General features: G+C 40.9%; 21 protein-coding genes and 5 tRNA genes. 5 read left to right on the top strand and 21 right to left on the bottom strand.

Annotation, left to right across the window (positions count from 1 at the left end; translation table 11 throughout):
- The first annotated feature begins 2 nt into the window (after positions 1 to 2).
- From ACYIB7_RS03015 to ACYIB7_RS02995, 5 genes are all read left to right on the top strand, one after another.
- Positions 3 to 1,250 (top strand): glutamate-5-semialdehyde dehydrogenase, encoded by a 1,248-nt coding sequence (locus ACYIB7_RS03015; protein ID WP_480338046.1) that lies wholly within the window; start codon positions 3 to 5, stop codon positions 1,248 to 1,250.
- 572 nt (positions 1,251 to 1,822) lie between these two features.
- On the top strand, positions 1,823 to 3,937 hold the full coding sequence (locus ACYIB7_RS03010; RefSeq protein WP_480338045.1) for an Lcl domain-containing protein: 2,115 nt from the start codon (positions 1,823 to 1,825) through the stop codon (positions 3,935 to 3,937).
- A gap of 626 nt (positions 3,938 to 4,563) precedes the next feature.
- Positions 4,564 to 4,878 carry a DUF5686 family protein gene (locus ACYIB7_RS03005; RefSeq protein WP_480338440.1) on the top strand — a complete coding sequence of 105 codons (315 nt, stop codon included), beginning with the start codon at positions 4,564 to 4,566 and terminating at the stop codon, positions 4,876 to 4,878.
- 176 nt (positions 4,879 to 5,054) lie between these two features.
- Positions 5,055 to 6,890: a hypothetical protein gene (locus ACYIB7_RS03000; RefSeq protein ID WP_103984079.1), complete on the top strand. Its 1,836-nt coding sequence runs from the start codon at positions 5,055 to 5,057 to the stop codon at positions 6,888 to 6,890.
- A gap of 67 nt (positions 6,891 to 6,957) precedes the next feature.
- Positions 6,958 to 7,911 (top strand): N-acetylornithine carbamoyltransferase, encoded by a 954-nt coding sequence (locus tag ACYIB7_RS02995; protein ID WP_103984080.1) that lies wholly within the window; start codon positions 6,958 to 6,960, stop codon positions 7,909 to 7,911.
- A 235-nt stretch (positions 7,912 to 8,146) separates the two neighbouring features.
- On the opposite strand, the gene ACYIB7_RS02990 is transcribed toward ACYIB7_RS02995, so the two are convergent.
- The 21 genes from ACYIB7_RS02990 to mtnA all read right to left on the bottom strand — a co-directional run bounded on the left by ACYIB7_RS02990 (position 8,147) and on the right by mtnA (position 26,514).
- Positions 8,147 to 8,458, bottom strand: a complete 312-nt coding sequence (locus tag ACYIB7_RS02990; RefSeq protein WP_103984081.1) for a DUF3467 domain-containing protein — start codon at positions 8,456 to 8,458, stop codon at positions 8,147 to 8,149.
- 414 nt (positions 8,459 to 8,872) lie between these two features.
- Positions 8,873 to 9,760, bottom strand: a complete 888-nt coding sequence (locus ACYIB7_RS02985) for an AraC family transcriptional regulator (RefSeq protein ID WP_103984082.1) — start codon at positions 9,758 to 9,760, stop codon at positions 8,873 to 8,875.
- 7 nt (positions 9,761 to 9,767) lie between these two features.
- The gene (locus ACYIB7_RS02980; RefSeq protein ID WP_103984083.1) at positions 9,768 to 10,631 is read right to left on the bottom strand and encodes an endonuclease/exonuclease/phosphatase family protein; all 864 of its coding nucleotides are present in this window, start codon (positions 10,629 to 10,631) and stop codon (positions 9,768 to 9,770) included.
- 146 nt (positions 10,632 to 10,777) lie between these two features.
- Positions 10,778 to 15,070, bottom strand: a complete 4,293-nt coding sequence (rpoC, locus tag ACYIB7_RS02975; RefSeq protein ID WP_103984084.1) for a DNA-directed RNA polymerase subunit beta' — start codon at positions 15,068 to 15,070, stop codon at positions 10,778 to 10,780.
- Between the two features lie 74 nt (positions 15,071 to 15,144).
- Positions 15,145 to 18,957 (bottom strand): DNA-directed RNA polymerase subunit beta, encoded by a 3,813-nt coding sequence (rpoB, locus tag ACYIB7_RS02970; protein WP_099463480.1) that lies wholly within the window; start codon positions 18,955 to 18,957, stop codon positions 15,145 to 15,147.
- A 108-nt stretch (positions 18,958 to 19,065) separates the two neighbouring features.
- Positions 19,066 to 19,443: a 50S ribosomal protein L7/L12 gene (gene rplL / locus ACYIB7_RS02965; RefSeq protein ID WP_099463481.1), complete on the bottom strand. Its 378-nt coding sequence runs from the start codon at positions 19,441 to 19,443 to the stop codon at positions 19,066 to 19,068.
- 44 nt (positions 19,444 to 19,487) lie between these two features.
- Positions 19,488 to 20,018: a 50S ribosomal protein L10 gene (rplJ, locus tag ACYIB7_RS02960; protein ID WP_103984085.1), complete on the bottom strand. Its 531-nt coding sequence runs from the start codon at positions 20,016 to 20,018 to the stop codon at positions 19,488 to 19,490.
- Between the two features lie 16 nt (positions 20,019 to 20,034).
- The gene (gene rplA, locus ACYIB7_RS02955) at positions 20,035 to 20,733 is read right to left on the bottom strand and encodes a 50S ribosomal protein L1 (RefSeq protein ID WP_099463483.1); all 699 of its coding nucleotides are present in this window, start codon (positions 20,731 to 20,733) and stop codon (positions 20,035 to 20,037) included.
- Positions 20,734 to 20,748: 15 nt separating this feature from the next.
- Complete coding sequence (gene rplK / locus ACYIB7_RS02950) at positions 20,749 to 21,192, bottom strand: 50S ribosomal protein L11 (protein ID WP_099463484.1); 444 nt, start codon at positions 21,190 to 21,192, stop codon at positions 20,749 to 20,751.
- 65 nt (positions 21,193 to 21,257) lie between these two features.
- Positions 21,258 to 21,800 carry a transcription termination/antitermination protein NusG gene (gene nusG / locus ACYIB7_RS02945; RefSeq protein ID WP_103984086.1) on the bottom strand — a complete coding sequence of 181 codons (543 nt, stop codon included), beginning with the start codon at positions 21,798 to 21,800 and terminating at the stop codon, positions 21,258 to 21,260.
- A gap of 12 nt (positions 21,801 to 21,812) precedes the next feature.
- A complete protein-coding gene (gene secE, locus ACYIB7_RS02940; RefSeq protein ID WP_007654183.1) occupies positions 21,813 to 22,007 on the bottom strand; it encodes a preprotein translocase subunit SecE in 195 nt (64 codons plus the stop codon).
- 18 nt (positions 22,008 to 22,025) lie between these two features.
- Positions 22,026 to 22,098: transfer RNA gene (locus ACYIB7_RS02935), tRNA-Trp, on the bottom strand.
- Between the two features lie 50 nt (positions 22,099 to 22,148).
- Positions 22,149 to 23,336 (bottom strand): elongation factor Tu, encoded by a 1,188-nt coding sequence (gene tuf, locus ACYIB7_RS02930; protein ID WP_099463486.1) that lies wholly within the window; start codon positions 23,334 to 23,336, stop codon positions 22,149 to 22,151.
- Between the two features lie 52 nt (positions 23,337 to 23,388).
- Positions 23,389 to 23,460, bottom strand: a tRNA-Thr gene (locus tag ACYIB7_RS02925).
- A gap of 6 nt (positions 23,461 to 23,466) precedes the next feature.
- Positions 23,467 to 23,539, bottom strand: a tRNA-Gly gene (locus tag ACYIB7_RS02920).
- 56 nt (positions 23,540 to 23,595) lie between these two features.
- Positions 23,596 to 23,678, bottom strand: a tRNA-Tyr gene (locus ACYIB7_RS02915).
- Positions 23,679 to 23,759: 81 nt separating this feature from the next.
- Positions 23,760 to 23,833 (bottom strand) — tRNA-Thr (locus ACYIB7_RS02910).
- A gap of 97 nt (positions 23,834 to 23,930) precedes the next feature.
- Positions 23,931 to 24,230 (bottom strand): ribosome hibernation-promoting factor, HPF/YfiA family, encoded by a 300-nt coding sequence (gene hpf, locus ACYIB7_RS02905; protein WP_099464058.1) that lies wholly within the window; start codon positions 24,228 to 24,230, stop codon positions 23,931 to 23,933.
- Entirely contained in the window at positions 24,220 to 25,134 is a 915-nt protein-coding gene (locus tag ACYIB7_RS02900; RefSeq protein ID WP_103984087.1) for a tyrosine-type recombinase/integrase, read from the bottom strand. The genes hpf and ACYIB7_RS02900 overlap by 11 nt, the downstream gene beginning before the upstream one ends.
- A gap of 66 nt (positions 25,135 to 25,200) precedes the next feature.
- Positions 25,201 to 25,392 (bottom strand): 30S ribosomal protein S21, encoded by a 192-nt coding sequence (gene rpsU, locus ACYIB7_RS02895; protein WP_103984088.1) that lies wholly within the window; start codon positions 25,390 to 25,392, stop codon positions 25,201 to 25,203.
- Positions 25,393 to 25,491: 99 nt separating this feature from the next.
- A complete protein-coding gene (gene mtnA / locus ACYIB7_RS02890) occupies positions 25,492 to 26,514 on the bottom strand; it encodes an S-methyl-5-thioribose-1-phosphate isomerase (RefSeq protein ID WP_103984089.1) in 1,023 nt (340 codons plus the stop codon).

Below are 26,514 nucleotides of genomic sequence, written 5' to 3'. Positions count from 1 at the left end.
GTATGAGTATAATAAAGACATTGGAACAAGCAGTAAACGGATCGCGTTCATTACTGACGTTAAGTGATAACAAGATCAACCGGATTTTGCAAGACACGGCACAAGAATTATTAAACTGCCAGTCATACGTATTGGCAGAGAATGCCAAAGATCTGTCGCGAATGGATCCGGCCAATCCGAAATACGACCGGCTGAAACTCACCCCCGATCGACTGGAAGGAATTGCCGGAGATATGCGTAACGTAGCCACCCTGTCCACCCCGCTGGGCAAAACACTGGATGAAGCAACCCGTCCCAACGGAATGGTGATACGGAAAATAACCGTACCTTTCGGCGTAATAGGCGTAATTTATGAAGCCCGGCCGAATGTTACTTTCGATGTGTTTTCGCTCTGCTTCAAAAGCGGTAATACCTGTGTATTGAAAGGAGGATCGGATGCAGACTGTTCAAACAGAGCTTTAGTCGGGATTATACACCGCGTACTTGAGCGCCATACTATAAATCCGGCAGTCTGTACACTGCTTCCCCCTGGCAGGGAATCGACAGCCGAACTATTAAATGCAATCGGGCTGGTAGATTTGATCATTCCGCGCGGAAGCAGTTCGCTTATCAACTTTGTACGTGATAATGCCCGTGTTCCGGTAATTGAAACCGGTGCAGGAATCTGTCATACTTATTTCGATAAAGACGGAGATAAAGAGAAAGGCCAGGCCATTGTGAACAATGCAAAGACACGTCGCGTAAGTGTGTGCAACGCATTAGACTGCCTCATTATCCACCACGACCGCCTGTCCGATCTACCCTACATTTGCAGCAAGCTGCAAAACAGCCGGGTGATAATTTATGCCGACAAACCTGCCTATGCCGCACTCTGCAACCAATACCCGTCCGAATTACTCCGGCCTGCCACCCCCGACAGTTTCGGAACAGAATTTCTGGACTACAAAATGAGCATCCGCACCGTAAACACGTTTGACGAAGCCTTGCAACATATCTCACGCTACAGTTCGAAGCACAGCGAAAGCATTGTCAGCGAATCAGGCGAAGCCATCCGCAAATTCCAGCAAATGGTAGACGCCGCCTGTGTGTATGCAAACGTATCTACAGCCTTTACCGACGGTGCACAATTCGGCTTCGGTGCCGAAATAGGTATCAGCACACAAAAGCTGCATGCCCGGGGTCCAATGGCATTGCCCGAACTCACTACATACAAATACATAATCGAAGGAGAAGGACAAGTAAGAGAATAACGTTCCAATTCGTTCATTATAGATACCAAATCGTTCGTATCTCCAGCCAGGCCCAGGATAGAAAAAAGAGTGTTTCTACAGATGAACAGAACGCGATGAGCCGTTTTTATTCACGCACTTCCTTCTTCCGGCAGTTCAAAGAGATCACAGGCAAAAGCCCGAGACTGTATTCCGTAAACAAGCGCAGATTTACGCAGATATTTTTCCTTACCGCACAAGAAATCCCTATCTTTGCCCCCGCAACATCTCATAAACAAGATGAAATACATTCCTTGTATAAGACATATATCTGCGGAACATGTATGTTCCGCAGTCCTTCTTCATGAAGAAGGATATTTTGCAAAAAAAACGTAACCTTTCCTCCACCCACCTTTTTCACGTAAAAAACAATCAAAACATAGCAGGCTGCCCTTGCAGCCTGCCCAAAACGTGTGTCCGTACCACACGGAAAACCTCCGTACACCTACAAAAGTATCACCAACGCACCGGCGGAGCCTCCGTACACCTACAGAGCCTCTACAGAACGGATTTCTCAATTTTCAACCTAATATTAACTCTTTAAATTCAAAGTTATGGAACAAACAAAAGCGATCAAAACCCGCTACCTTACGACCGGTTTCCTGATAATGCTGGCAATGCTGCCTGCATTGACCGCATGCAACGACGACGACGAACCGGAAAAAGACCCCACAGCAGGACACACCCTGACACTTACGCTCAAAACCGGCGTAGAAGCCATACCGGAGACGAGAGCGCTGATCCGAGAAGCAGCCCCGGAAAGCGAAGCCGCGCAAGCTGGCTTCTACTACGAACTGGTATCGAGTGATACTGACAGTTGTTCTGCGGATATGCCTTCCACCAAAGCGCCAACAACGCTGAAGAACGTCTACGCCCTCCTTTTTAAAAGTGACGGAACATTCAACGGCAGAACCAACATCGGAACCATGACGGCAAACACAGACAAAGCAGTAACCTTTACCAACGTGGCAGACCCGGCAGCAACAAGTTGCCGACTGGTGATTGTAGCAAACGACAATGCGGCAATAAACAACTACGCCAGCACGGGAGGAACAGGAAGCTTTGCGAACTTCACAGGAAACTATGCCGCCTTTCAAGCGCTGGTGATGACGAACACGATCAGTTCGGATGCAGACGTACCCTACGCCGGAACGGCAACGGTGAACTTGTCGGATCCAATAATGACCGTACAACTCTACCGCACGCTGGCGAAAGTAACGGTAGTGAATCAAACCTTCTCCATACCCTACAGCTCACAAGGCGGAGGAAACATACCGCGCACAGGAATCCAACTCGTAAACGCAGGAAAAAAGTGCTTCGGAACAAAAAACAACTACGACGGAACAGGAAACAACACTAACACCGCAGGAGTGGAGAACTCCACCTCCGTAAATGCTAACACCGTAACCTGGTATGTAGGAGAAAACATACAATCCGGCTACTCGGCCACTAACGCCACCGAAAGAAACAGACTGAAAGCACCCGATGCTGCGAGGGTAACGCTGACAGGAAGCAAAACCCTCGCAACAGACGATGCCTACACATGCCACTTCGACGTCTTTATGGGCAAAAGCAGCGATGTAAGCGACTTCTCGCTACGCCGACACACAAACTACACGCTGACGGTAAACGTAAACAATTCACTTGAATTTATTAGAAACTATGTAACGAATAGTAGTGGCAACCTATATTACAAGAATGACGATCCCCGGATATGGCACAGCGTGGCTTCTGTATGGATATCGGTTAATCAACCGTTGGCTACGGCTTATAAGTCAGCTCAGTCTGACCTTACAGCTTACCCTCCATTCAATTACGATGGTGGCATTTCTTCCACAACGGGTTCCGATTATATGGGCGTTTCTTCTACCGCTACTATAAGTACGCCTTATTCTTTCGAGGTCGAGAAGACTGAACGTGGCAGTGCTTCTACTCATCAGCCTGCTACTGATTATTGTAAAGGATTAGGTACAGGTTGGCGTATTCCTACAATAATAGAGTTATTCGCTATGTATCAGAATAAGGCGGCATTAGAATCCGTATCCGGCTTCGCTGCATTCCTCAGCCAGTGGTACCGGAGTAGTTCGGTCTACAATGGCGATGACCTCGGACGCTGCATATTGTACTTCAACAATGGCAATTTCAGTGACAACAACGCGGGCTACGACCTCTATGTCCGCTGTGTGCGGGATAACTTGCCTGTGGTCACTATCAACCAGGCCTTGGCCGATACTTATAAAACTTGGACAGGAAGTTCAACTAATTACCCTCCATTCAATTACGATGGCGGCGTTTCTTCCGGTACAACGAGTTCTGATAGGAATGGAAATTCTTCTACATTTACAGTCACTAAGGAGTATTCCATAGAGGTTGAAAAGACTGGACGTGGCAGTGATGTTTCTAATTATCAGGCAGCTATTGATTATTGTAAAGGATTAGGTACAGGTTGGCGTGTTCCTACTTATATCGAGTTAAAGGGAATATATGATAATAGAGCTACATTGCAAAACAACGGCTGCGCTGCGTTCATCAGCTTCTACTACTGGAGTAGTTCGGTCTGGTATGGCGGTACCGGCATTCGCTGCCTACTGCACTTCGGCAATGGCGGTAACTATTGGGGCTACACGGGCGGCAGCGGCACCTATGTTCGCTGTGTCCGGGATATCTGATTAATGGATAGAAATGGCTTTAGCCCGGTTTCAATTGCCGTCGGTTTCAACCGACGGAGGCAGTAGATTCTCCCCTTTCAAGGGCTTTAGCCCAACCGGAAAGAAATTTGGCTAAAGCCAACAGGAATGTACATCCCTTAATCCGTCCACTAAAGTAGACGGCAACCGAACTTAGGCTAAAGCCATCTCGAAGAGAGATAACTGAAAAAAGATAACCAGAGAGAGGTAACCGAAAACAGACATATTGAAAACAAGCTTGTCAAGCTCAAAAGCAGGCACAAGCACAGGATATCTGATCAATGGATAGAATATGGCTTTAGCCTGGTTTCAATTGCCGTCGGTTTCAACCGATGGAAGCTGTAGATTCTCCCCTTTCAAGGGCTTTAGCCCAACCGGAAAGAAATTTGGCTAAAGCCAACAGGAATGTACATCCTTTAATCCGTCCACTAAAGTAGACGGCAACCGAACTTAGGCTAAAGCCTACAAAGAGAACCTTCTTTAAGCCGTCCGCTGAAGCGGACGGTAACTAAAACCAGGCTAAAGCCATTACATAGCAAAGAAATTCAAGCAAGTCACGGGAATGACCCAAAACCAATACCTTCCATTTCGTCATACTCTAATTGTAAATCAAACGAAATAATCATACATTTGTTCTATCTTTATATATAGGGTATCAATCCTTTTCAATTAGCATTCGGAAGCAATGGAGTAACATACCATCAGCAGGTTCGGGTAATTACTGGAGATTCGAAGCGGGTTTGCACCAAAGCATAAAGCCAGGACTATCAGAGCGGTTAAGTTATAATTTAAGCGGCAGACTATTTTTTAACCAGCACAACACTTATTTCGCCGATTTTCGTTATTTTGCTAAACATTATTTTCCGGAGCCTTGGGGAGACCATTTCGGAGGTGTTTTTCATAATCTGAACGTCTTTACCTGAGTCAGCTATGGACACCGGTGTTACATAATTACAGCAAATCAGGTTATGGGATAGGTAGCGACTTATTCAATGTCGCGCTTTTTCTTAGTTTCGATAAATTCAAATATCAAGCTCTCAGTGTAAAACTTGCGCTTGGATTATTCAGATAATTCACAACTCATAAAATATGAACTGACATGAAACAAAAAATGAAATCACACCTCCGTCGCGGATTTCTCATACTGGGAAATATCGCATTGGCACTTTCGGCTTTTGCCTGGGACTATGCAGAACATCGTAAAATCGGAGACCGTGCTATGTCACTTATGCCCCGGTATCTTGTAGAAAACGGGATATTTCCCGATGAAGCAACGGCAGACAGTGCTATGCTAACATTATTAAATATGTCACACATGCCCCAGTCTAACGCTTATGCAATGAATGAACTTACTCAATTGCCCAATATCGTTACTTACGGAACATTATGCGGTTTGGCCGGCGACCACGTAGAAAATCCTTTATTACTGGAAACAGGACTACAAACTCATTTCTCAAAGACAAACCGTACATTGGCTCTGGAGAATAAAGCTATGAATGAATTCCTGACCGGAGCATCAAGCAAAGAATTGCTAGACATCAACCTGGCTTATGGCATTTTGGCAATCAAGGACCTTTCCCATTTCTACGCTTACGGAAAAGGATTGAACGATCACCTGAAAATGATCGATGTAAACCTGATCCGCCGTCTGCTGCATCCTTCAGAGGTTAATGAGGTATTCGGCAAACTAAACAGTCTGCCTTCCATGAGTAAATATTTCTGCATTCACATTTTTGCAATCCATCTGGCACAAGAGGCCGGCAAAGAAATGCGCAAAGGAGATAAAGAAATGGCTAGCAACCTGATGTTCTATGCAACTCTTTATGAGGCATTCGCCGAACATTTTCTGCAGGATTCTTTTGCTTCGGGACATCAAATGGTACGGCGTGGCTTCTCGGCATCCGCTGTTTGCAACAATAAAAGTTTGCACGACTTTTATAATACAATTCCCGTACAAACAGCCAACCTGAAAGGTGAAAGCTGGTCTGCCTACGGAGACAAACGCCTTAACCAAAACATGGAAGAATATAAAGACGCTAACGACTACCGGAATATCCGCGTTACTCAAAAACGGCCGTATACACTGGATAAAGGTGATAGCTATGAACGCGAAACCCGTGTATTTTATCAAGCAGTAACTGCCACATGCGAATCTATCACAGAAGTATGGAAAGGATATTATAATGCGCTGAATGGAAATGAAAACGACATTATCAACGAATTACCCGAACACCATGATGATCTGCCTCAATTTATATATGCCCGTTTCCCTGTAGTTAAAGAATTTCCCATTCCATTCGGTACAAACCTGGACGATGTACCGCTTGAAGCAGAAGCCGCTACGCATAAAGAAGAACTACAGCTTATTGTGCAGGAACCTTTCACGCGCAATTTCATCCGTTCGCGAGTGGCAAACTCCTTTATGTTTTTAATAGGCAAACCTATTCATGGTAATAGCAGCGGCGTAATGACTTACGGAGGACGCTTAAATGTCAGTATGATTAACTGGCATAAGTTCGGAGATGGTAAAAGTATGCAAATGAAAGCCGGCGATATTGCTCAATGGCTATCACCTACAATATCCGGCTATTATATGCATGCTCCGTCTGATTCTTACACTATCAAAAACTGGAACGTAAAAGCCGGTGTGAATTATGATATGGATATTTTTGTTTCTCCCAAACGCTTCCTTGGTCTTTACGGTTATATGGAAATGGGTGTGGACCGCAGAAATGCGGAAACACGTTTTCTTGTTGCTCCGTCTTTAGGCATTCAGTTAGGATCACTGATAGGAATGCATAATTTCAATATGCCGGCTTGGTTACGTATTCCATTAGGAATTATTTTGCCTCTGAAATTTGCAGTTAGCTGCAATAAAGTTGCAGGCCGGCCGGTAGAGTGGATCAGCAATATGGAAGTGGATATTTTATTCTAATGGTTCCCATCTATTTTGGTTTAGGTAAAAATCGTTACATTTGTGGCTTACAATAAAATAAGAAAGAATGAGAAACTTTACTTGCGTACAGGATTTAGGCGATCTGAAGCAGGCGCTTAACGAAGCTTTCGAAATAAAGAAAGACCGTTTCCAATTTACAGAATTAGGAAAGAATAAAACTCTGTTAATGATATTCTTTAACTCCAGTTTACGTACCCGATTGAGTACTCAAAAGGCTGCCATGAATTTAGGAATGAACACTATGGTGCTGGATGTAAACCAGGGAGCCTGGAAATTAGAGACCGAACGCGGAGTCATAATGGACGGAGACAAGCCGGAACATTTATTAGAAGCTATACCTGTAATGGGATGCTATTGCGACATCATAGGAGTTCGTTCTTTTGCCCGTTTCGAAAGCAAAGAAGACGACTACAATGAAAAGATATTGAATCAGTTCGTCCAATACTCCGGCCGTCCTGTATTCAGTATGGAAGCTGCGACACGCCATCCGTTACAAAGTTTCGCTGATCTGATTACAATAGAAGAATATAAAAAGACAGCCCGTCCGAAAGTAGTAATGACATGGGCACCTCATCCAAAACCATTACCGCAAGCCGTACCCAACAGTTTTGCAGAATGGATGAATGCAACCGACTACGAGTTTGTAATAACTCACCCGGAAGGCTACGAATTAAATTCCAAGTTTGTAGGCAATGCCCATGTAGAATATGACCAAAGAAAAGCATTTGAAGGTGCGGATTTCATTTATGCTAAGAATTGGTCAGCTTACAATGATCCGAACTACGGAAAGGTTATCAATATGGATCGTAGCTGGACGGTCGATGCAGAGAAGATGGCACTTACAAACAATGCCTATTTTATGCATTGTCTGCCTGTTCGCCGAAATATGATTGTAACTGACGATGTTATTGAAAGTCCTCAAAGCATTGTGATACCGGAAGCAGCCAACCGCGAAATATCGGCCGAAACTGTTTTAAAGAAAATATTAGCCGGATTATAAAAAGAAGGTGCTTATTTTTTGACAACAGCACAATTTAATATTTTCTTCCGCAATAGGGCCATTACTATACGTTTCAAAATGATCCCGATGTTTTTCTAAAAACATCGGGATCATTTTCTAAAAACATCGATATGATTTTTCAATAGCATCCGGGGAGATTTAGTTGCCTACCCAAATTCCGGCAAATACAAGTTTCAAATATGTTTACCCTGCAACACAAGAAAACGTTAAGCTATTAAGCTTCGCCTTTCATTCCACCCATCGGAGGAACAAAATCATCAAATTGAGCAGTCTTATCTCCTTTTTGCTGATCTTCGAATTTAGCCAGATTGTCCTGCAATGCAAAAAGCAATCGCTTCGCATTATCGGGAGTCAGAATCACGCGACTTTTTACCTGCGCCTTCGGAGCACCCGGTACAACACGGATAAAGTCCAATATAAACTCTGATGACGAATGGGATATAATAGCAAGATTGGCGTATGTTCCCTGAGCCATTTCTTCAGAAAGTTCAACCTGTATTTCGTTGGTTTGTTTATTATTTTCCATAATTATTACTCTTATATTAATTAATATTCATAGCAAATGTAAACAAATATCTTTTATTGTCGTATATTCAAACACAAATCTGGCAAAACAAAAGGAATAAAGTATCACTTTAATGCATTGTCTATAAGTATTGAACCGTACAAAAAGCGAAAAGGGCGCCCTTCACAGGTAGCCCTTTTCTAGTTGTGTTTTTAATTCTCAATTCTTTAGACCAATGTAAAAATACCTTTTGTGTTCATTATAATAGGTTTTGGCGTTTAGGTCAAGGTTTGAGTTTAAGTGCTAATCTCTTTCACTTGAACTTTACAAAAGTAGTAGGTTTAAAGGAACCTACCAAATACTATTCAAACAATAAATGATATTATTTTGTCAACTCTTGACATATATCAATGTAAATTTCTATAAAATCCTGTTTTAAATTCTGAAACGTGTGCGTGCATATTTCTCTCTGTATTCTGTCGGAGTATTCCCCTTACGGCTTTTAAATATTCTATTAAAGTTAGACAGATTATTAAAGCCAGACTTATAGCATATCTCAGAAATAGAATCACTTGTATCTATTAAACGACAAGCAGCCTCGGCTATGCGAATATCATTTAAGTTATCTATAAAAGTCTTTCCTGTCCACTTTTTCAAGAATCGGTTAAGAGAAGCTTCACTCATATTTATTAACGAAGCAGCATCTGATAATAGAATTTGCTGATAGTAATTTTCGTGCAAATAAAGCATCAGCCCTTCCAGCCTGTCATTGTCGCTCTTATTATAATTTTTAACTTTATTCACTGCATTCAATCGGCGAGCCTCGGAATCCAGAGAAAGCGTCTTTAAAATATCTATTAATTTTAGTAGATTATGAAAAGAATCAGGGCGTTCGTCATTCGACAACATTTTCAGCTCCGGCTGAATAAGCTGTATCATTTTCTTACTAAAAATCAGACCTTGAGAAGCTTTTTCAAACATATCTTTTATTGTTTTAAAATGCCTCTTATTAATCAGGCTATCAAATAAAGAGTGATGGAACTGGATAGTTATCTCGAAAATATCCTTACAAAAACAATTATGATTTGAATAAGCATGCTTTGTATTACCTGCAATCAAAACCAAGTCAAGGTCGTCCATTTCTTCAATAGAGTCACCCACTATCCGAATAGCTCCTGAAGCATTCTCCAGATAGTTAAGTTCAAACTCCGGATGTATATGAAGCGGATACTTGAATCCCTGTTTCAACCGTTGCATTATTAAAAAACAATCTTCGGTTGAAAGTGGGGTTATTTCTCGTAACACATCGCTCTCTTTATTCATAACAGACTTATTGAATTTCCAACACGCTAATTATAGGGCAATGATCCGAAGGAAATAGTTGGTTTAATGTCTCGGTAAGTACCCCATGGCGTAATACCTTGATATTACCTTTTACAAAAATATAATCGATCCATTCCCGTTTATCATAAGGAATCTTACCAAAGTTATGGAAAGTCCATTCCGGACCATACTTAAATTCTGCAACTGCACGTGTATGTGTCAGATGCCGGGGATCACTCACATTCGTCAATACCCGGACAGGTTCATCTGAGGGAACAGCATTAAAATCGCCGGTTACTATAATTGGCAAATTTTCCGACAATTTTGCGGCTTGCTCCAATACCAAAGAAGCCCCTTCATGCCGTGCAACTTTTCCCATATGATCCAGATGCGTATTCAGAAAAAAGAATTTCTTTCCGGTTTCTTTATCTGACAAGATAGCCCAGGTAGCAACACGCTCACACGCAGCATCCCAACCTTTCTTTCCAACGGCATTTATATCTTCTGCCAACCAGAAATTACCGCTTTTGATAACAGAAAAACGATCTTTACGATAAAATATCGGGGCATACTCCCCTTTTGTCTTTCCATCTTCACGTCCGACACCAACATACGCAAACTCCGGTAAACGTTCTGTCAAATCCATTAGCTGATTATGCAAAACTTCCTGTGCGCCCAAAATATCCACATCGTGGAATTTAACAAGATTTCCCGCAAAGTCCCGGCGAAATTTCCATTGGTTATTTCCATCTTCCGGATTGTCATACCGGATATTATAAGACATTACATTCAATTTGGCATCTGAGTCTTTGGCGAATAAGCAACTTACAGACAGTAAAAATACGGCTAGGCATAGCACAATTCTCTTCATGATAGTCTCTGTTTTTAGTGTATTATTATGCATAAATATGCATATACTCACAAAAATAAAAGTTCTCCATTTATTAACCAAATTAGAAGATATAAAAAAAGGCCTCCGAGTTATCGGAGACCTTTCTTTTTAAGACTTATCTGATTTTATTCATCATCTCTGTCCATACCATTAAAATCAACAACATTCTTACGATTCGCAAAGATGCGTTCGAATTCATCTTTAGCACCAACCACAAGTTTATCGAAATCTCTCTGGCCTGTACCTGCAGGAATTAAGTGTCCGCAGATAACATTTTCTTTCAAACCTTCCAGGCGGTCTACTTTTCCGTTGATAGCAGCCTCGTTCAACACCTTTGTCGTTTCCTGGAAAGATGCAGCAGACATAAAGCTATTCGTCTGCAAAGCTGCACGGGTAATACCCTGAAGAATCTGGTTTGCTGTAGCAGGAACGGCATCACGTACTTCAACCAATTTAAGGTCACGACGTTTCAACATACTGTTCTCGTCTCTCAACTTACGGGCAGTTACGATCTGACCGGCTTGCAATGTCTGAGAATCTCCCGGTTCTATAACAACTTTCTTGCCCCAGATACGGTCGTTTTCATCCATTACTTCCAGTTTATCCACCACCTGTTGTTCCAGGAAGCGAGTATCTCCCGGATCAACCACTTCCACCTTACGCATCATCTGACGAACGATTACTTCAAAGTGTTTGTCATTGATCTTCACACCCTGCAAACGGTAAACATCCTGCACTTCATTAACAATATATTCTTGTACAGCCGTAGGTCCCTGGATAGCCAGAATATCAGAAGGTGTGATTGCACCGTCAGACAAAGGCATACCTGCACGTATATAGTCATTCTCCTGAACCAAAAGTTGTTTTGACAAAGGCACCATATACTTCTTAACTTCACCCAACTTGGAAGTTACTGTAATTTCACGGTTACCACGTTTGATCTTACCAAAGCCAATTTCACCATCAATTTCAGAAACAACTGCAGGATTAGACGGGTTACGGGCTTCAAACAACTCTGTAACACGTGGAAGACCGCCGGTGATGTCACCTGCTTTACCAACAGCACGAGGGATTTTAACAAGAACTTCACCAGCCTTAATCGGATCACCGTTATCTTTCACAACGTGTGCACCCAAAGGCAATGAATAGTTCTTCAAATAATTTCCATTTTCGTCTACGATATGAGCAGCCGGAGCCTTGGTTTTATCCTTAGATTCAATAATAATCTTTTCTTTCAAACCTGTAGTTTCATCACTTTCTACTTTGTAGGTAACGTTTTCAACTACACTTTCAAATTCAATCTTACCTGATACTTCCGATACAATAACGGCATTGAACGGGTCCCATTCAATAATTACATCACCCTTCTTAATAGTATCACCATTATTGAAGAATAACTTAGAACCGTAAGGTATATTATGAGTAAGTAAGACAATTTTTGTATTCGGATCGACAATACGCATTTCAGCCAAACGGCTTACTACAACCTGGTATTTCTTTCCATTGCTTTCATCCGCAGCTTCTACAGAGCGTAATTCGTCAATTTCAATAATACCATCATATTTAGAAGTAATGCTATTTTCTGTTGCAATATTGGAAGCGATACCACCCACGTGGAACGTACGCAATGTCAACTGAGTACCCGGTTCACCGATAGACTGCGCTGCAATTACACCGACAACCTCGCCCTTCTGAACCATACGCCCTGTAGCTAAGTTACGTCCATAACATTTAGCACAAACACCTTTTTTAGATTCACAAGTCAGTACAGAACGGATTTCTACGCTTTCAATCGGAGATTCCTGAATTTTCAGAGCTGCATCTTCGCGAATTTCTTCACCTGTATGTACAATCACTTCACCTGTTATCGGATGAATAATATCATGAACCGAAACACGTCCCAGGATACGTTCATACAAAGAAGCAATAACTTCTTCGTTATTCTTTAGCTCCGTACAAATCAAACCGCGTAAAGTACCACAATCCTCTTCATTAATGATCACATCATGTGATACGTCAACCAAACGACGAGTCAGGTAACCAGCATCAGCAGTTTTCAAAGCCGTATCGGCCAAACCTTTACGAGCACCGTGAGTAGAGATAAAGTACTCCAACACAGACAAACCTTCTTTAAAGTTTGAAAGGATTGGGTTTTCAATAATCTGTCCACCCTCAGCACCGCTCTTCTGCGGTTTTGCCATCAAACCACGCATACCAGACAACTGACGAATCTGTTCTTTAGAACCACGGGCACCGGAATCCATCATCATATAGATAGAATTGAAACCGTCATTATCCGCAGTAAGTTGCTTGATCAAAATATTTGACAACTTACTGTTAACGTGAGTCCACGTATCAATAATCTGATTATAACGTTCATTGTTTGTGATGAAACCCATGTTATAGTTTGCAAGGATTTGTTCTACCTCATCATAACCTTCCTTCACCAATTCGTCCTTTTCAGCAGGAATAAGAACGTCGGCCAGGTTAAATGACAAACCACCCTTGAATGCCATATAATATCCCAGATTCTTAATATCATCAAGGAACTGGGCTGTACGTGCAACACCACAAACTTTGATAACTTTACCGATAATATCACGAAGAGTTTTCTTTCCTAACACTTCATTGATATAGCCAACTTCAGTAGGTACAAATTCATTCACCATCAAACGACCGACAGAAGTTTCGATAATTTTCTTCACCAACTTACCATCTTCTTCTACATTATCTACATAGACTTTGATCGGAGCATGGATATCAACCTTCTTTTCATTGTATGCGATTGTTGCTTCTTCCGGACCGTAAAACATCAAACCTTCGCCTAAAGTACCTTTACGCAATTTTGTGATATAATACAAACCAAGCACCATATCCTGTGAAGGGACGGTAATAGGAGCACCATTTGCCGGATTCAAAATGTTATGTGATGCAAGCATCAACATCTGAGCTTCCAAAATAGCCTCATTACCTAATGGCAAGTGAACAGCCATCTGGTCACCGTCGAAGTCGGCATTGAAAGCCGTACAAGCCAACGGGTGCAACTGAATAGCCTTACCTTCAATCAATTTTGGCTGAAACGCCTGTATACCTAAACGGTGCAATGTAGGAGCACGGTTCAACAACACAGGATGACCTTTCATTACATATTCCAAAATATCCCAAACAACCGGTTCTTTGCGATCCACAATCTTCTTAGCAGATTTAACGGTCTTAACAATACCACGTTCGATCAATTTACGAATAACAAAAGGTTTATAAAGTTCGGCAGCCATACCTTTTGGCAAACCGCATTCATGCATTTTCAATTCAGGGCCAACGACAATAACCGAACGAGCTGAATAGTCGACACGTTTACCTAACAAGTTCTGACGGAAACGGCCTTGTTTACCTTTCAAACTGTCAGACAATGACTTTAACGGACGGTTAGCATCAGTCTTTACAGCACTCGATTTACGAGAATTGTCAAATAAAGAGTCCACAGCTTCCTGAAGCATACGTTTTTCATTACGCAAAATCACTTCGGGAGCTTTAATATCGATTAATCGTTTCAAACGGTTATTACGGATAATAACCCGACGATATAAATCATTCAAATCTGAAGTAGCGAAACGGCCACCATCCAGTGGAACCAACGGACGCAATTCCGGAGGAATAACAGGAACAACCTTGACGATCATCCATTCCGGTTTATTACGACCTCTGGATGCACGGAAAGATTCAACAACCTGCAAACGTTTCAATGCTTCATTCTTTCTCTGCTGCGAACCATCCGTGCTTGCACGGTGACGCAATTCATAAGACAAAGAATCCAGATCCAGACGAGCCAATAAATCATATACGGCTTCAGCACCGATCTTCGCAATAAATTTGTTAGGATCAGTATCTTCAAGTAATTGATTTTCTTTTGGCAGACTATCCAAAATCTGCAAATATTCTTCTTCTGACAATAAGTCTAATTCAGCAACTGTATCTACACAACCAGGCTGAATAACAACATATCGTTCATAATAAATAATGGAATCCAGTTTTTTTGTCGGAAGTCCCAACAAATAACCTATTTTGTTAGGCAATGAACGGAAGTACCAGATATGAGCTACAGGAACAACCAGATGGATGTGTCCCATACGTTCACGACGAACTTTTTTCTCTGTAACTTCCACACCACAACGGTCACAGACAATACCCTTATAACGAATACGTTTGTATTTTCCGCAATGACATTCATAATCCTTAATAGGACCAAAAATGCGTTCGCAGAACAAACCGTCACGTTCAGGCTTGTATGTACGATAATTAATCGTTTCGGGTTTTAAGACTTCACCACTGGAGTTTTCAAGAATCTCTTCAGGTGATGCCAGACCGATGGTTATTTTTGAAAAGTTACTCTTTATCTTGTTTTCTTTTCTAAAGGCCATATTTTTTATTTATAAAGAGTTATCAATAGATAAAGCAGATGAGCCAAAGCTCACCTACTCTTATTGTTTTTGAATTAATCCAATGTGAAACTTAAACCAAGACCTCTCAACTCATGCAACAATACATTCAGAGATTCCGGGATACCTGGTTGTGGCATCGCATCACCCTTAACAATTGCTTCATAAGCCTTAGAACGTCCGACAACGTCATCAGACTTGATTGTTAGTATTTCCTGAAGAATATGTGCCGCACCGAACGCTTCCAGTGCCCAAACTTCCATTTCTCCAAAACGCTGACCACCAAACTGAGCTTTACCACCTAATGGCTGCTGAGTAATCAATGAATACGGGCCAATAGAACGAGCATGCATCTTATCATCAACCATGTGGCCTAATTTCAAGAAATAAGTCACACCGACTGTTGCCGGTTGGTCAAAACGTTCGCCTGTTCCACCGTCATACAGATAGGTCTTACCATAACGCGGAAGGCCTGCTTTATCAGTCCATTCATTCATATTATCCAGTGTAGCACCGTCAAAGATCGGAGTTGCAAACTTAACATCCAAGGTACGGCCAGCCCAACCTAATACAGCTTCAAAAATCTGTCCAAGGTTCATACGAGAAGGCACACCCAGAGGGTTCAAACAAATATCAACAGGAGTTCCATCTTCCAAGAATGGCATGTCTTCCTGACGAACGATCTTAGACACGATACCTTTATTACCATGGCGACCAGCCATCTTATCACCTACCTGAATCTTACGTTTCTTAGCAATATAAACTTTAGCCATCTGAACAATACCTGTTGGCAATTCATCACCGATTGTGAGATCGAATTTCCGGCGTCTCAGTTCAGCATCCAGTTCTTTATATTTCTTCAGATAATTCAGAATAACTTGTTTGATCAACTCATTCTTATCAGCATCTGCCGTCCACTTACTAACCTGAACAGCATTATAGTCTAATTCTTCTAAAGCTTTACGAGAGAATTTAGCACCTTTGGCAATCACTTCGGTATTCATATAATCTTTCACACCCTGAGAAGTTTTGCCATTTGTAAGAACTAATAGTTTCTCAACTAATAAGTTCTTCAAGTCTATCATTTTTTGTTCGTATTCTTCATCCAGTTTCGGAAGAATAGCTTTATCTGTCAGTCTGGATTTACGTTTCTTGACAGCCTTTGAGAACAATGATGTTTCGATAACCACACCTCGCAAAGACGGGGTAGCTTTTAATGAAGCATCTTTCACATCTCCGGCTTTATCACCAAAAATAGCACGCAACAATTTTTCTTCCGGAGAAGGATCGGATTCTCCTTTTGGAGTAATCTTACCAATCAGAATATCTCCCGGTTCAATACGAGCACCAACACGAACAATACCTCTTTCATCCAAATCTTTCGTAGCTTCTTCGCTAACATTTGGAATATCGGAAGTAAGTTCTTCCATACCACGTTTGGTTTCACGTACTTCAAGAATATATTCGTCTACGTGAACAGAGGTAAAGAAATCTTCACGAACCATACGTTCGTTCAGCACAATAGCATCCTCATAGTTATATCCCTTCCAAGGCATATACGCAACTTTCACATTACGTCCTAAAGCAAGTTCGCCTTCCTGAGTTGAATAGCCTTCTGTCAGGATATCACCGGATTTCACACGTTGGCCACGATGACAGATCGGTCGTAAGTCAACAGTTGTACTCTGATTGGTTTTACGCCATTTCGGAATATTATATGTCTTAACCGCATCTTCGAAACTTACAAATTCTTCGTCTTCCGTGCGGTCATATTTAATCTTAATACAAGTTGCATCTACGAATACAATCTCCCCATCGCGTTCAGCCATAATCTGAGTACGGGAATCTCTTGCAACCTGGGCTTCAATACCAGTACCGACAATAGGAGCATCCGTACGCAACAAAGGCACAGCCTGGCGCATCATGTTAGATCCCATCAATGCACGGTTAGCATCATCATGTTCCAAGAAAGGAATTAAAGATGCCGCTATAGAAGCAATCTGTTGAGGAGCCACGTCCATCAAATCAATTTCAGCAGGCGGAACAACAGGGAAATCAGCTTCAAAACGCGCTTTTATTCGGTCACGTACAAATTTACCGTTTTCATCAAGCAATGCATTACCCTGTGCGATAGTCAATTCTTCTTCTTCTTCCGCTGTGTAATATTGCATATTTTCATTAGACATATCAACCACACCACTGTTTACCTTGCGGTATGGAGTTGAAATAAAGCCTAATTCATTAATTTTTGCATAGACACACAAAGAAGAAATCAAACCGATATTCGGACCTTCAGGGGTTTCAATCGGACAAAGACGGCCATAATGTGTATAGTGTACGTCACGAACCTCGAACCCTGCACGTTCTCTTGACAAACCGCCAGGACCTAGTGCAGACAAACGACGTTTATGCGTAATTTCAGCCAATGGGTTTGTCTGGTCCATAAACTGTGACAAAGCATTCGTTCCAAAGAAAGAATTAACAACAGAAGAAATTGTCTTTGCATTAATCAAATCAATCGGAGTAAACACCTCATTATCACGAACATTCATACGTTCACGTACTGTACGCGACATACGGGCCAAACCAATACCAAATTGATTATACAGCTGTTCACCAACTGTACGTACACGACGGTTACTTAAGTGGTCGATATCATCAACAATTGCTTTAGAGTTAATCAACTCTATCAAATATTTAATGATCTCGATTATATCTTCTTTAGTCAGGACTTTAACATCCTCACTTGTTGTAAGACCTAATTTTTTATTAATTCTATAACGGCCAACTTCACCCAGGTCATAACGTTTTTCAGAGAAGAACAGGTTCGTAATAACTTCACGTGCACTAGCTTCATCAGCAGGCTCTGCATTTCTTAACTGGCGATAAATATACAGAACAGCCTCCTTCTCTGAGTTACTCGGGTCTTTTTGAAGAGTATTATAGATTATAGCATAATCTGACAAATTCTGGTCTTCGCGGTGTAACAAAATGTTTTGCGTACCAGATTCCAGAATAGCCTCAATATTTTCGTTATCAAGAATAGATTCACGATCTATGATAACATCATTACGTTCAATAGATACAACTTCTCCAGTATCTTCATCTACGAAATCTTCCACCCAAGTCTTCAGAACACGAGCCGCCAGTTTACGGCCGATTAATTTCTTCAGATTTGCTTTTGAAACTTTTACCTCTTCCGCCAGATTAAAAATTTCAAGAATATCTCTATCACTTTCAAAACCAATAGCTCTTAAAAGGGTAGTTACAGGCAATTTCTTTTTACGATCAATATATGCATACATCACATTATTTATGTCTGTTGCAAATTCGATCCATGAACCCTTAAACGGGATAATACGTGCAGAGTACAATTTTGTACCATTCGCATGAATACTCTGTCCGAAAAATACACCAGGCGAACGGTGTAACTGAGACACAACAACACGCTCTGCACCATTTATCACAAAAGTACCTCTTTCCGTCATATAAGGAATCGGGCCTAAATATACATCCTGGATCACAGTATCAAAATCCTCATGATCAGGGTCAGTACAATATAGTTTTAACTTTGCTTTTAAAGGTACACTATAGGTTAGTCCGCGGGCAATACATTCGTCAATAGTATAACGGGGCGGATCTATATAGTAATCTAAGAACTCCAACACGAAGTTGTTACGAGTATCTGCAATCGGAAAGTTTTCTGCAAATACCTTATACAACCCCTCCTTTTTTCTCTTTTCAGGAGGTGTGTCAAGTTGAAGAAAGTCTTGGAATGACTTCAATTGAACTTCGAGGAAGTCAGGATATGGGAACTGATTCTTAATCGAAGCAAAATTAACTCTTTGGTTTTCAGCTGTTGAAGACATCTAGTAAGGAATTTATTGAACTTATTGAAATTATAGACACAAAAAGGTTAAGAGTCTTCCCTAGTCGGAGACTCTTAACCAAATCACCTGATTACCAGGTTATAAATACTATTTAAGCTCAACTTCAGCTCCAGCTTCTTCTAAGCTCTTTTTCAATGCTTCAGCATCAGCCTTAGCTACACCTTCTTTAACGTTGCTAGGAGCGCCATCAACTAAATCTTTAGCTTCCTTCAAGCCCAGACCAGTTAATTCTTTTACTAACTTAACGATAGCCAGCTTATTAGCACCAGCGGCTTTCAATACAACATCGAAAGAAGTTTTTTCTTCTGCAGCGGCAGCAGCACCACCAGCAGCAGGACCTGCAACAGCAACAGCTGCAGCAGCAGGTTCGATACCGTATTCTTCTTTAAGGATAGTTGCCAGTTCACTTACTTCTTTAACGGTCAAGTTCACTAATTGTTCTGCAAAAGCTTTCAAATCTGCCATTTTTGTATGATTTAAATGATTATTATCTGTATAAAATTAATTTATTATCTTTCTTCCAGAGTCTTCAACAGACCATGGATAGTTTGTCCTGATGACTGTAGAGCGGAAATAACATTCTTTGCAGGTGATTCCAACAATGCAATAACATCTGCAATAAGTTCATTTTTACTCTTGATATTTACTAATGTTTCAAGGTTTTCGCCACCAATATAGAAGCTTTCCTGAACATAGGCAGCCTTCAATTCCGGTTTTGTTGTTTCACCTTTTTTAGCACCTTTAGTAAATTCTTTAATCAGACGAGCAGGAGCATTAGCTGTCTGTGAAAACATTACAGCTGTATTGCCTTTTAAAGCAACCTGCAACGGAGAAAAATCACCGCCAACATTTTCAAGTGCTTTCTTAAGCAAGTTGTTCTTAACAACAACCAACTTTACATCTTGCTTGAAACATTCTCTTCTCAATTTGCTGGTTTTCTCAGCATCCAGTGCCTCGATATCAGTCAAATAAAAGTTAGGATATTCCTTTACAGTTTCTGTAAGCTGGCTTATTACTATGCCTTTATCTTCCTTTTTCATTGTGCAATAATTTTAATTAGTTTTCTTCAACTGATTTCGGGTCAATTTTAATACCCGCGCTCATTGTACTTGAAAGATAAATGCTCTTTATATACGTACCTTTAGCTGCAGACGGTTTCAACTTAAGCAAAGTTGAAATAAATTCCTTAGCGTTATCACGAATCTGGTCAGCATTGAAAGATACCTTACCAATTGATGTGTGAACGATTCCGGCTTTGTCTACCTTAAAGTCGATCTTACCTTGTTTAACTTCTTTCACTGCATTACCTACTTCATTGGTAACAGTACCACTTTTTGGATTTGGCATCAAACCACGAGGGCCTAAAACTCTACCCAAAGCACCGATTTTACCCATGATAGAAGGCATAGTAATGATAACGTCAATATCAGTCCAACCGCCTTTAATCTTTTCAATATATTCATCTAATCCAACAAAGTCAGCTCCTGCAGCAGTAGCCTCAGCTTCTTTGTCCGGTGTACATAATGCGAGAACCCTAACCTGCTTTCCAGTTCCGTGAGGTAATGAAACCACACCTCTTACCATTTGATTTGCCTTACGAGGGTCAACACCTAAACGAACGTCAACATCTACAGATGCATCAAACTTAGTCGTAGTAATTTCTTTTACTAAAGCTGAAGCTTCTTTTAATGTATATGCTTTCCCAGCTTCAATCTTGCCCAAAGCCAACTTTTGATTTTTTGTAAGTTTACTCATCTCAATTGAAGTTTATTAATTATTACCCGGGAATGTCCCTTTAACAGTTATACCCATACTTCTGGCAGTACCTGCAACCATTTTCATGGCTGAGTCAACAGTAAAGCAGTTTAAATCGACCAACTTGTCTTCAGCGATAGCTTTAACCTGATCCCAAGTGATTTCTGCAATTTTCTTACGATTAGGTTCTGCAGAACCACTTTTTGCCTTAGTAGCTTCAAGCAATTGAATAGCTACAGGAGGGGTTTTGACAATAAAGTCGAAAGACTTATCGGCATAATAAGTAATTATAACAGGTAATATCTTACCAGCCTTGTCTTGGGTCTTGGCATTAAATTGCTTGCAAAACTCCATAATATTAATACCCTTAGAACCCAAAGCAGGTCCTACTGGGGGAGAAGGGTTTGCTGCTCCTCCTTTAATCTGCAATTTGATTTGTCCAGCAACTTCTTTAGCCATTTTTCTAAAATTTAGATATATAACATCAAAAACAGAAAGCCCCGTACTTTTCGTAACAAAAGCACTTACTCTTTCTCAACTTGCATATAACCCAACTCAAGCGGTGTTTTACGTCCGAAGACCTTAACCATTACTTTGAGTTTCTTTTTCTCAGCATTTACCTCTTCGATCACACCCGTAAAACCATTAAATGGTCCAAAGGTGATTTTCACATTCTCTCCAACAAAAAATTGAATATCCAGTTCTTCCTGCTGTTCCTGCAATTCATCAACCGTACCTAAAATACGATTTACTTCTGCCGGACGCAAAGGCACGGGATTATCCGAACCTCCTAAAAATCCAATCACATTGGGAATGTTTCGCAATCGATGAGCTACTTCACCCACCAAAGCTGCCTCTACAAGTACATAACCCGGCAAATAGGCTCTTTCTTTCATAACCTTTTTACCATTACGCACAGTAAACGTTTTTTCGGTAGGAATCAAAACTTGTGAAACATACTCTCCTAAGTCTGTATTCTTCAACTCAGCTTCTAGATATTCTCTAACCTTATTCTCTTTACCACTTATGGCGCGAAGAACATAAAATTTCTTTTGGATATCAGACATATCAAAAACCGATTAAAAAATTTTCTCGTAGAAGAAACGCATCACGCTTTCAAAACCTAAGTCTACAACAAAGATTACTGCTGCGATTATAAGGGAAGCAAACATAACAACCACAGCACTATTGGAAAGCTCTGTTCTAGTAGGCCAAGAAACTTTATAAACAAGTTCGTTATAAGATTCCTTAATATAAGTAATTATCTTTTTCATCGAATCTATAGATTTTAGCACGGAAGGAGAGGCTCGAACTCCCGACACCTGGTTTTGGAGACCAGTGCTCTACCAACTGAGCTACTTCCGTAAAATAGCCAACCTCTCAACAAGGCTGGCTACATATTTATGTATATTGAATTAGTTTTCTAATTCTGTGATCTGACCTGCACCTACTGTACGTCCACCTTCACGAATAGCGAAACGAAGACCTACATTACAAGCTACCGGGTAAATCAGTTCAACGTCAATTGTTACGTTATCACCAGGCATTACCATTTCTGTTCCTTCAGGAAGAGTGATTTCACCTGTTACGTCCAATGTACGGATATAGAACTGAGGACGGTATTTGTTGTGGAACGGAGTATGACGGCCACCTTCTTCTTTCTTCAAGATATAAACTTCAGCCTTGAATCTAGAATGTTCTTTAACCTTACCCGGATGGCAGATTACCATACCACGTTTGATTTCGTTTTTGTCAATACCACGAAGCAACAGACCTACATTGTCACCGGCTTCACCCTGATCCAACAACTTACGGAACATTTCAACACCTGTAACAACAGATTTCTTTCCGTCAGCACCCAGACCAATGATCTGAACTTCTTCACCAACTTTTACAATACCTGCTTCGATACGACCTGTTGCAACTGTACCACGACCAGTAATAGAGAACACGTCTTCAACCGGCATCAAGAAAGGTTTATCGACATCACGCGGAGGCAGAGGAATCCAAGTATCTACTGCATCCATCAATTCCATAACCTTGTCTTCCCATTTCGGTTCACCATTCAATGCACCAAGAGCAGAACCACGGATAAACGGAGTGTTGTCACCATCAAACTGGTAGAAAGAAAGTAATTCTCTCATTTCCATTTCAACCAATTCCAACATTTCTTCGTCGTCAACCATGTCGCATTTGTTCATAAACACAACCAATCTCGGTACGTTTACCTGACGAGCCAACAAGATGTGTTCACGAGTCTGAGGCATAGGACCATCAGTAGCAGCAACTACAATGATAGCACCGTCCATCTGAGCAGCACCAGTTACCATGTTCTTTACGTAGTCGGCGTGACCCGGACAGTCTACGTGAGCATAGTGACGGTTTGCAGTCTGATACTCTACGTGAGAAGTGTTGATAGTGATACCTCTTTCTTTTTCTTCAGGAGCGTTATCGATAGAATCGAATGAACGCAATTCTGAAAGACCTCTCTTTGCCAATACTGTTGTAATTGCAGCTGTCAAAGTTGTTTTACCGTGGTCAACGTGACCAATCGTACCAATGTTCACATGTGGTTTCGATCTGTCAAATTTCTCTTTTGCCATAACTTAATTGTTCTTTATTTGATTAATGATCATGTTCTAAAAAATACCAATGAGCCGGTGCCGAGACTTGAACTCGGGACCTCTTCCTTACCAAGGAAGTGCTCTACCGCTGAGCTACACAGGCAATAAGAGCGGAAGACGGGACTCAAACCCGCGACCCTCAGCTTGGAAGGCTAATGCTCTATCAACTGAGCTACTTCCGCAATTTACTCTCAACATTAAACCAACCGGCCTGACGGCATGTTCTATATCTCAAGTGTGGGCAGTGATGGATTCGAACCACCGAAGGCGAAAGCCAGCTGAGTTACAGTCAGCCCCATTTGGCCACTCTGGTAACTGCCCAAGCAGTTGACAGTTGACAGATAAAAAACAGGAAAGCGACATAAACTGCCAACTGTCAACTTTCCACCGTCAACCCTTTTGAGCCTCTTGTCGGATTCGAACCAACGACCCCGAGATTACAAATCACGTGCTCTGGCCAACTGAGCTAAAGAGGCGATAGAAACTTCTAAAAGAAGCCGTTCCGTCATGATGGCGAAACGGCTGCAAATTTAGATATTATTTCTTACATACCAAATTTATCTACCGTTTTTTTTATTTGGCTCTGATTTTTTCTTTGAATTTAATCAATTGCTTTTCTAATGCTTCAACACATTCATCAACAGATGCTTCAAAAGTATCTGTTACTTTTTCCGCAAAGCAATCTCCATTTTTGATTTTCAGCAAAATGCCTACCTGTTTATTATTGGCACTTTCAGGTTTCACAACCTTCAGAGTAACTTCAGCTAATATAATGCCGTCAAAATATTGTTCCAACTTAGACACTTTCTTCTGAATAAACGCCTCAAGCTGTACTGTTGCGTCAAAATGGATAGCATGAATTCTAATTTCCATAATTACCTCCTTCTTTTTTTGCTCTGGGATGAGCATGATACACTTTTTTTAATTCCTCAAAGGTTGTATGCGTATAAACACTGGTTGAAGCCAAACTGCTATGTCCGAGTAATTCTTTCACAGCATTCAACTCCGCTCCATTATTTAACATACTGGTTGCAAATGAATGTCTCAATACGTGCGGGCTACATTTTGCCAATGTCGGGATTTCCGACAGCATCTTCTTTACTATATTGTATACAATACCTGTAGAAAGCTGCGTTCCATTCTTTCTTACAAAGAACCATTCACATTGTATGCCAACTTCACGATTTCGAACTTCAGTGTATGCAAGCATTAAGTTTTTTAAACCTTCTGCAAAAGGGATCAACCGCTGTTTATTACGCTTACCGGTAACTTTTAATTGCATCGCATCGAAATCCACATCCGAATTTTTAATTCCGATCAATTCCGAGCGCCGTATTCCGGTATCATAAAATAATTCCAGCATCAAACGATTCCTTATACCTTCAAAATCCTCATCAAACCCATCACCATCCAACAGTATATCCATTTCTCCTTCCTTTACAAAATAGGGTAATGGTTTCTTTGTTTTAGGCCCGGTTACTAACCGAAGCGGATTTACAGAAACAATTCTCTGTTTCATGAGAAACTTAAAAAAAGATTTCAAAGAACTCAATTTGCGATTTACCGACACGGGAGAAATCTTTTCATCCAATAAATAGACTATCCAACTTCTCACTATATCCGAATCAATAAGACCGGGACTAAAAACACCTTCCAGACGATCCTTTACATACTCTTCAAATTGACTTAAATCTTTCGAGTAAGCATCAACCGTATAATCGGAATAATTCCTTTCATACCGCAGATAAGTTAAAAAATCATCTATCAGTTCGTCCACGTTGCATCAACTTTTATGCAACGAAAATAGGAATAAGAATTCAATAAAACAAGCCTGGCTCTATATTTATTCTTCTACTTGCTGCAAATGCTGAACGTATATTGCACGCATAGTTTGTTTTCTTTTTGCAACTGAAGGTTTTTCAAAAGCCTGACGACTTCTCAATTCTTTTACAATACCAGTCTTTTCAAACTTTCTTTTGAACTTTTTCAACGCTTTTTCAATGTTCTCGCCTTCTTTCAATGGAACTACGATCATAATTTTTAATGTATTATATTGTTTATTACTATATCCACAAATTGGGCAGCAAAATTACAGATAGTTTCGTTATTACCAAAACTTTCCGTAAAATATTTTCTACCATACCCCCTTTTCCGTAATAATAGCCGTTATCAGCTCACGAGGTGTGACATCAAATGCAGGATTATAAACTTTCACTTTTTCTGGCGCCATTCGTCTATTATACCACATATCGGTAACCTCTTCCGGATGCCGTTCTTCTATCACAATAGATTTTCCGTCGGGACACTGCATATCAATTGTTGATGTAGGCCCTAATACATAAAAAGGAATTCCATAATAACGAGCTAATACGGCAACACCAGAAGTTCCGATCTTATTTGCAACATCTCCGTTAGCCGCTATACGGTCGCATCCCACAAGCACTGCCTGCACCCACCCTTTTTGCATTACACTTGAAACCATATTATCGCAAATAAGAGTAACATCCACGCCTGCACGCTGCAGTTCATAAGTAGTTAACCGGGCTCCTTGTAACAGCGGACGTGTTTCATCTGCAAATACTTTAAAACCAAATCCTCTCTCCTGTCCTAAATAAACAGGGGCTAAAGCCGTTCCATACTCCGAAACTGCCAAATGCCCGGCATTACAATGCGTCAATACTCCCATACCCGGACGAAGTAAAGCCAAACCATTCTCTCCAATTTGACGACAAGCGGTTGCATCTTCTTCACGAATGGCAAGAGCTTCTTTCAACAACTCTTGTTTAATTTGCGGTACACTTTTCTCTTTATTCAGTAAAATTCGCCGTTCCATCCTATCCAAAGCCGCTACTAAATTTACGGCAGTTGGACGAGCACCTGACAAAAAAACTTTTATCCTGCAAAATTCATTATAAAATTGCTCAAAAGAAGATGTTTTTATTTTACTACTACATATATAAATACCGTACGCAGCAGCAATACCTATTGCGGGAGCCCCCCTTACTTTCAGTTTAAATATTGCATCCCAAATATCCTGTTCTGTAAACAACGAGACATATATTTCTTTTTCAGGCAACAAGGTTTGATCCAAAATTACAACGGCATCTTTTGTTTCATTCAGACATACGGTTTTTAAACCGGCAAGCTCTTTTATCAT

The organism is Parabacteroides sp. KHUB-03, from assembly GCF_056640975.1.
This window is presented reverse-complemented; position numbering and strand designations above follow the sequence as displayed.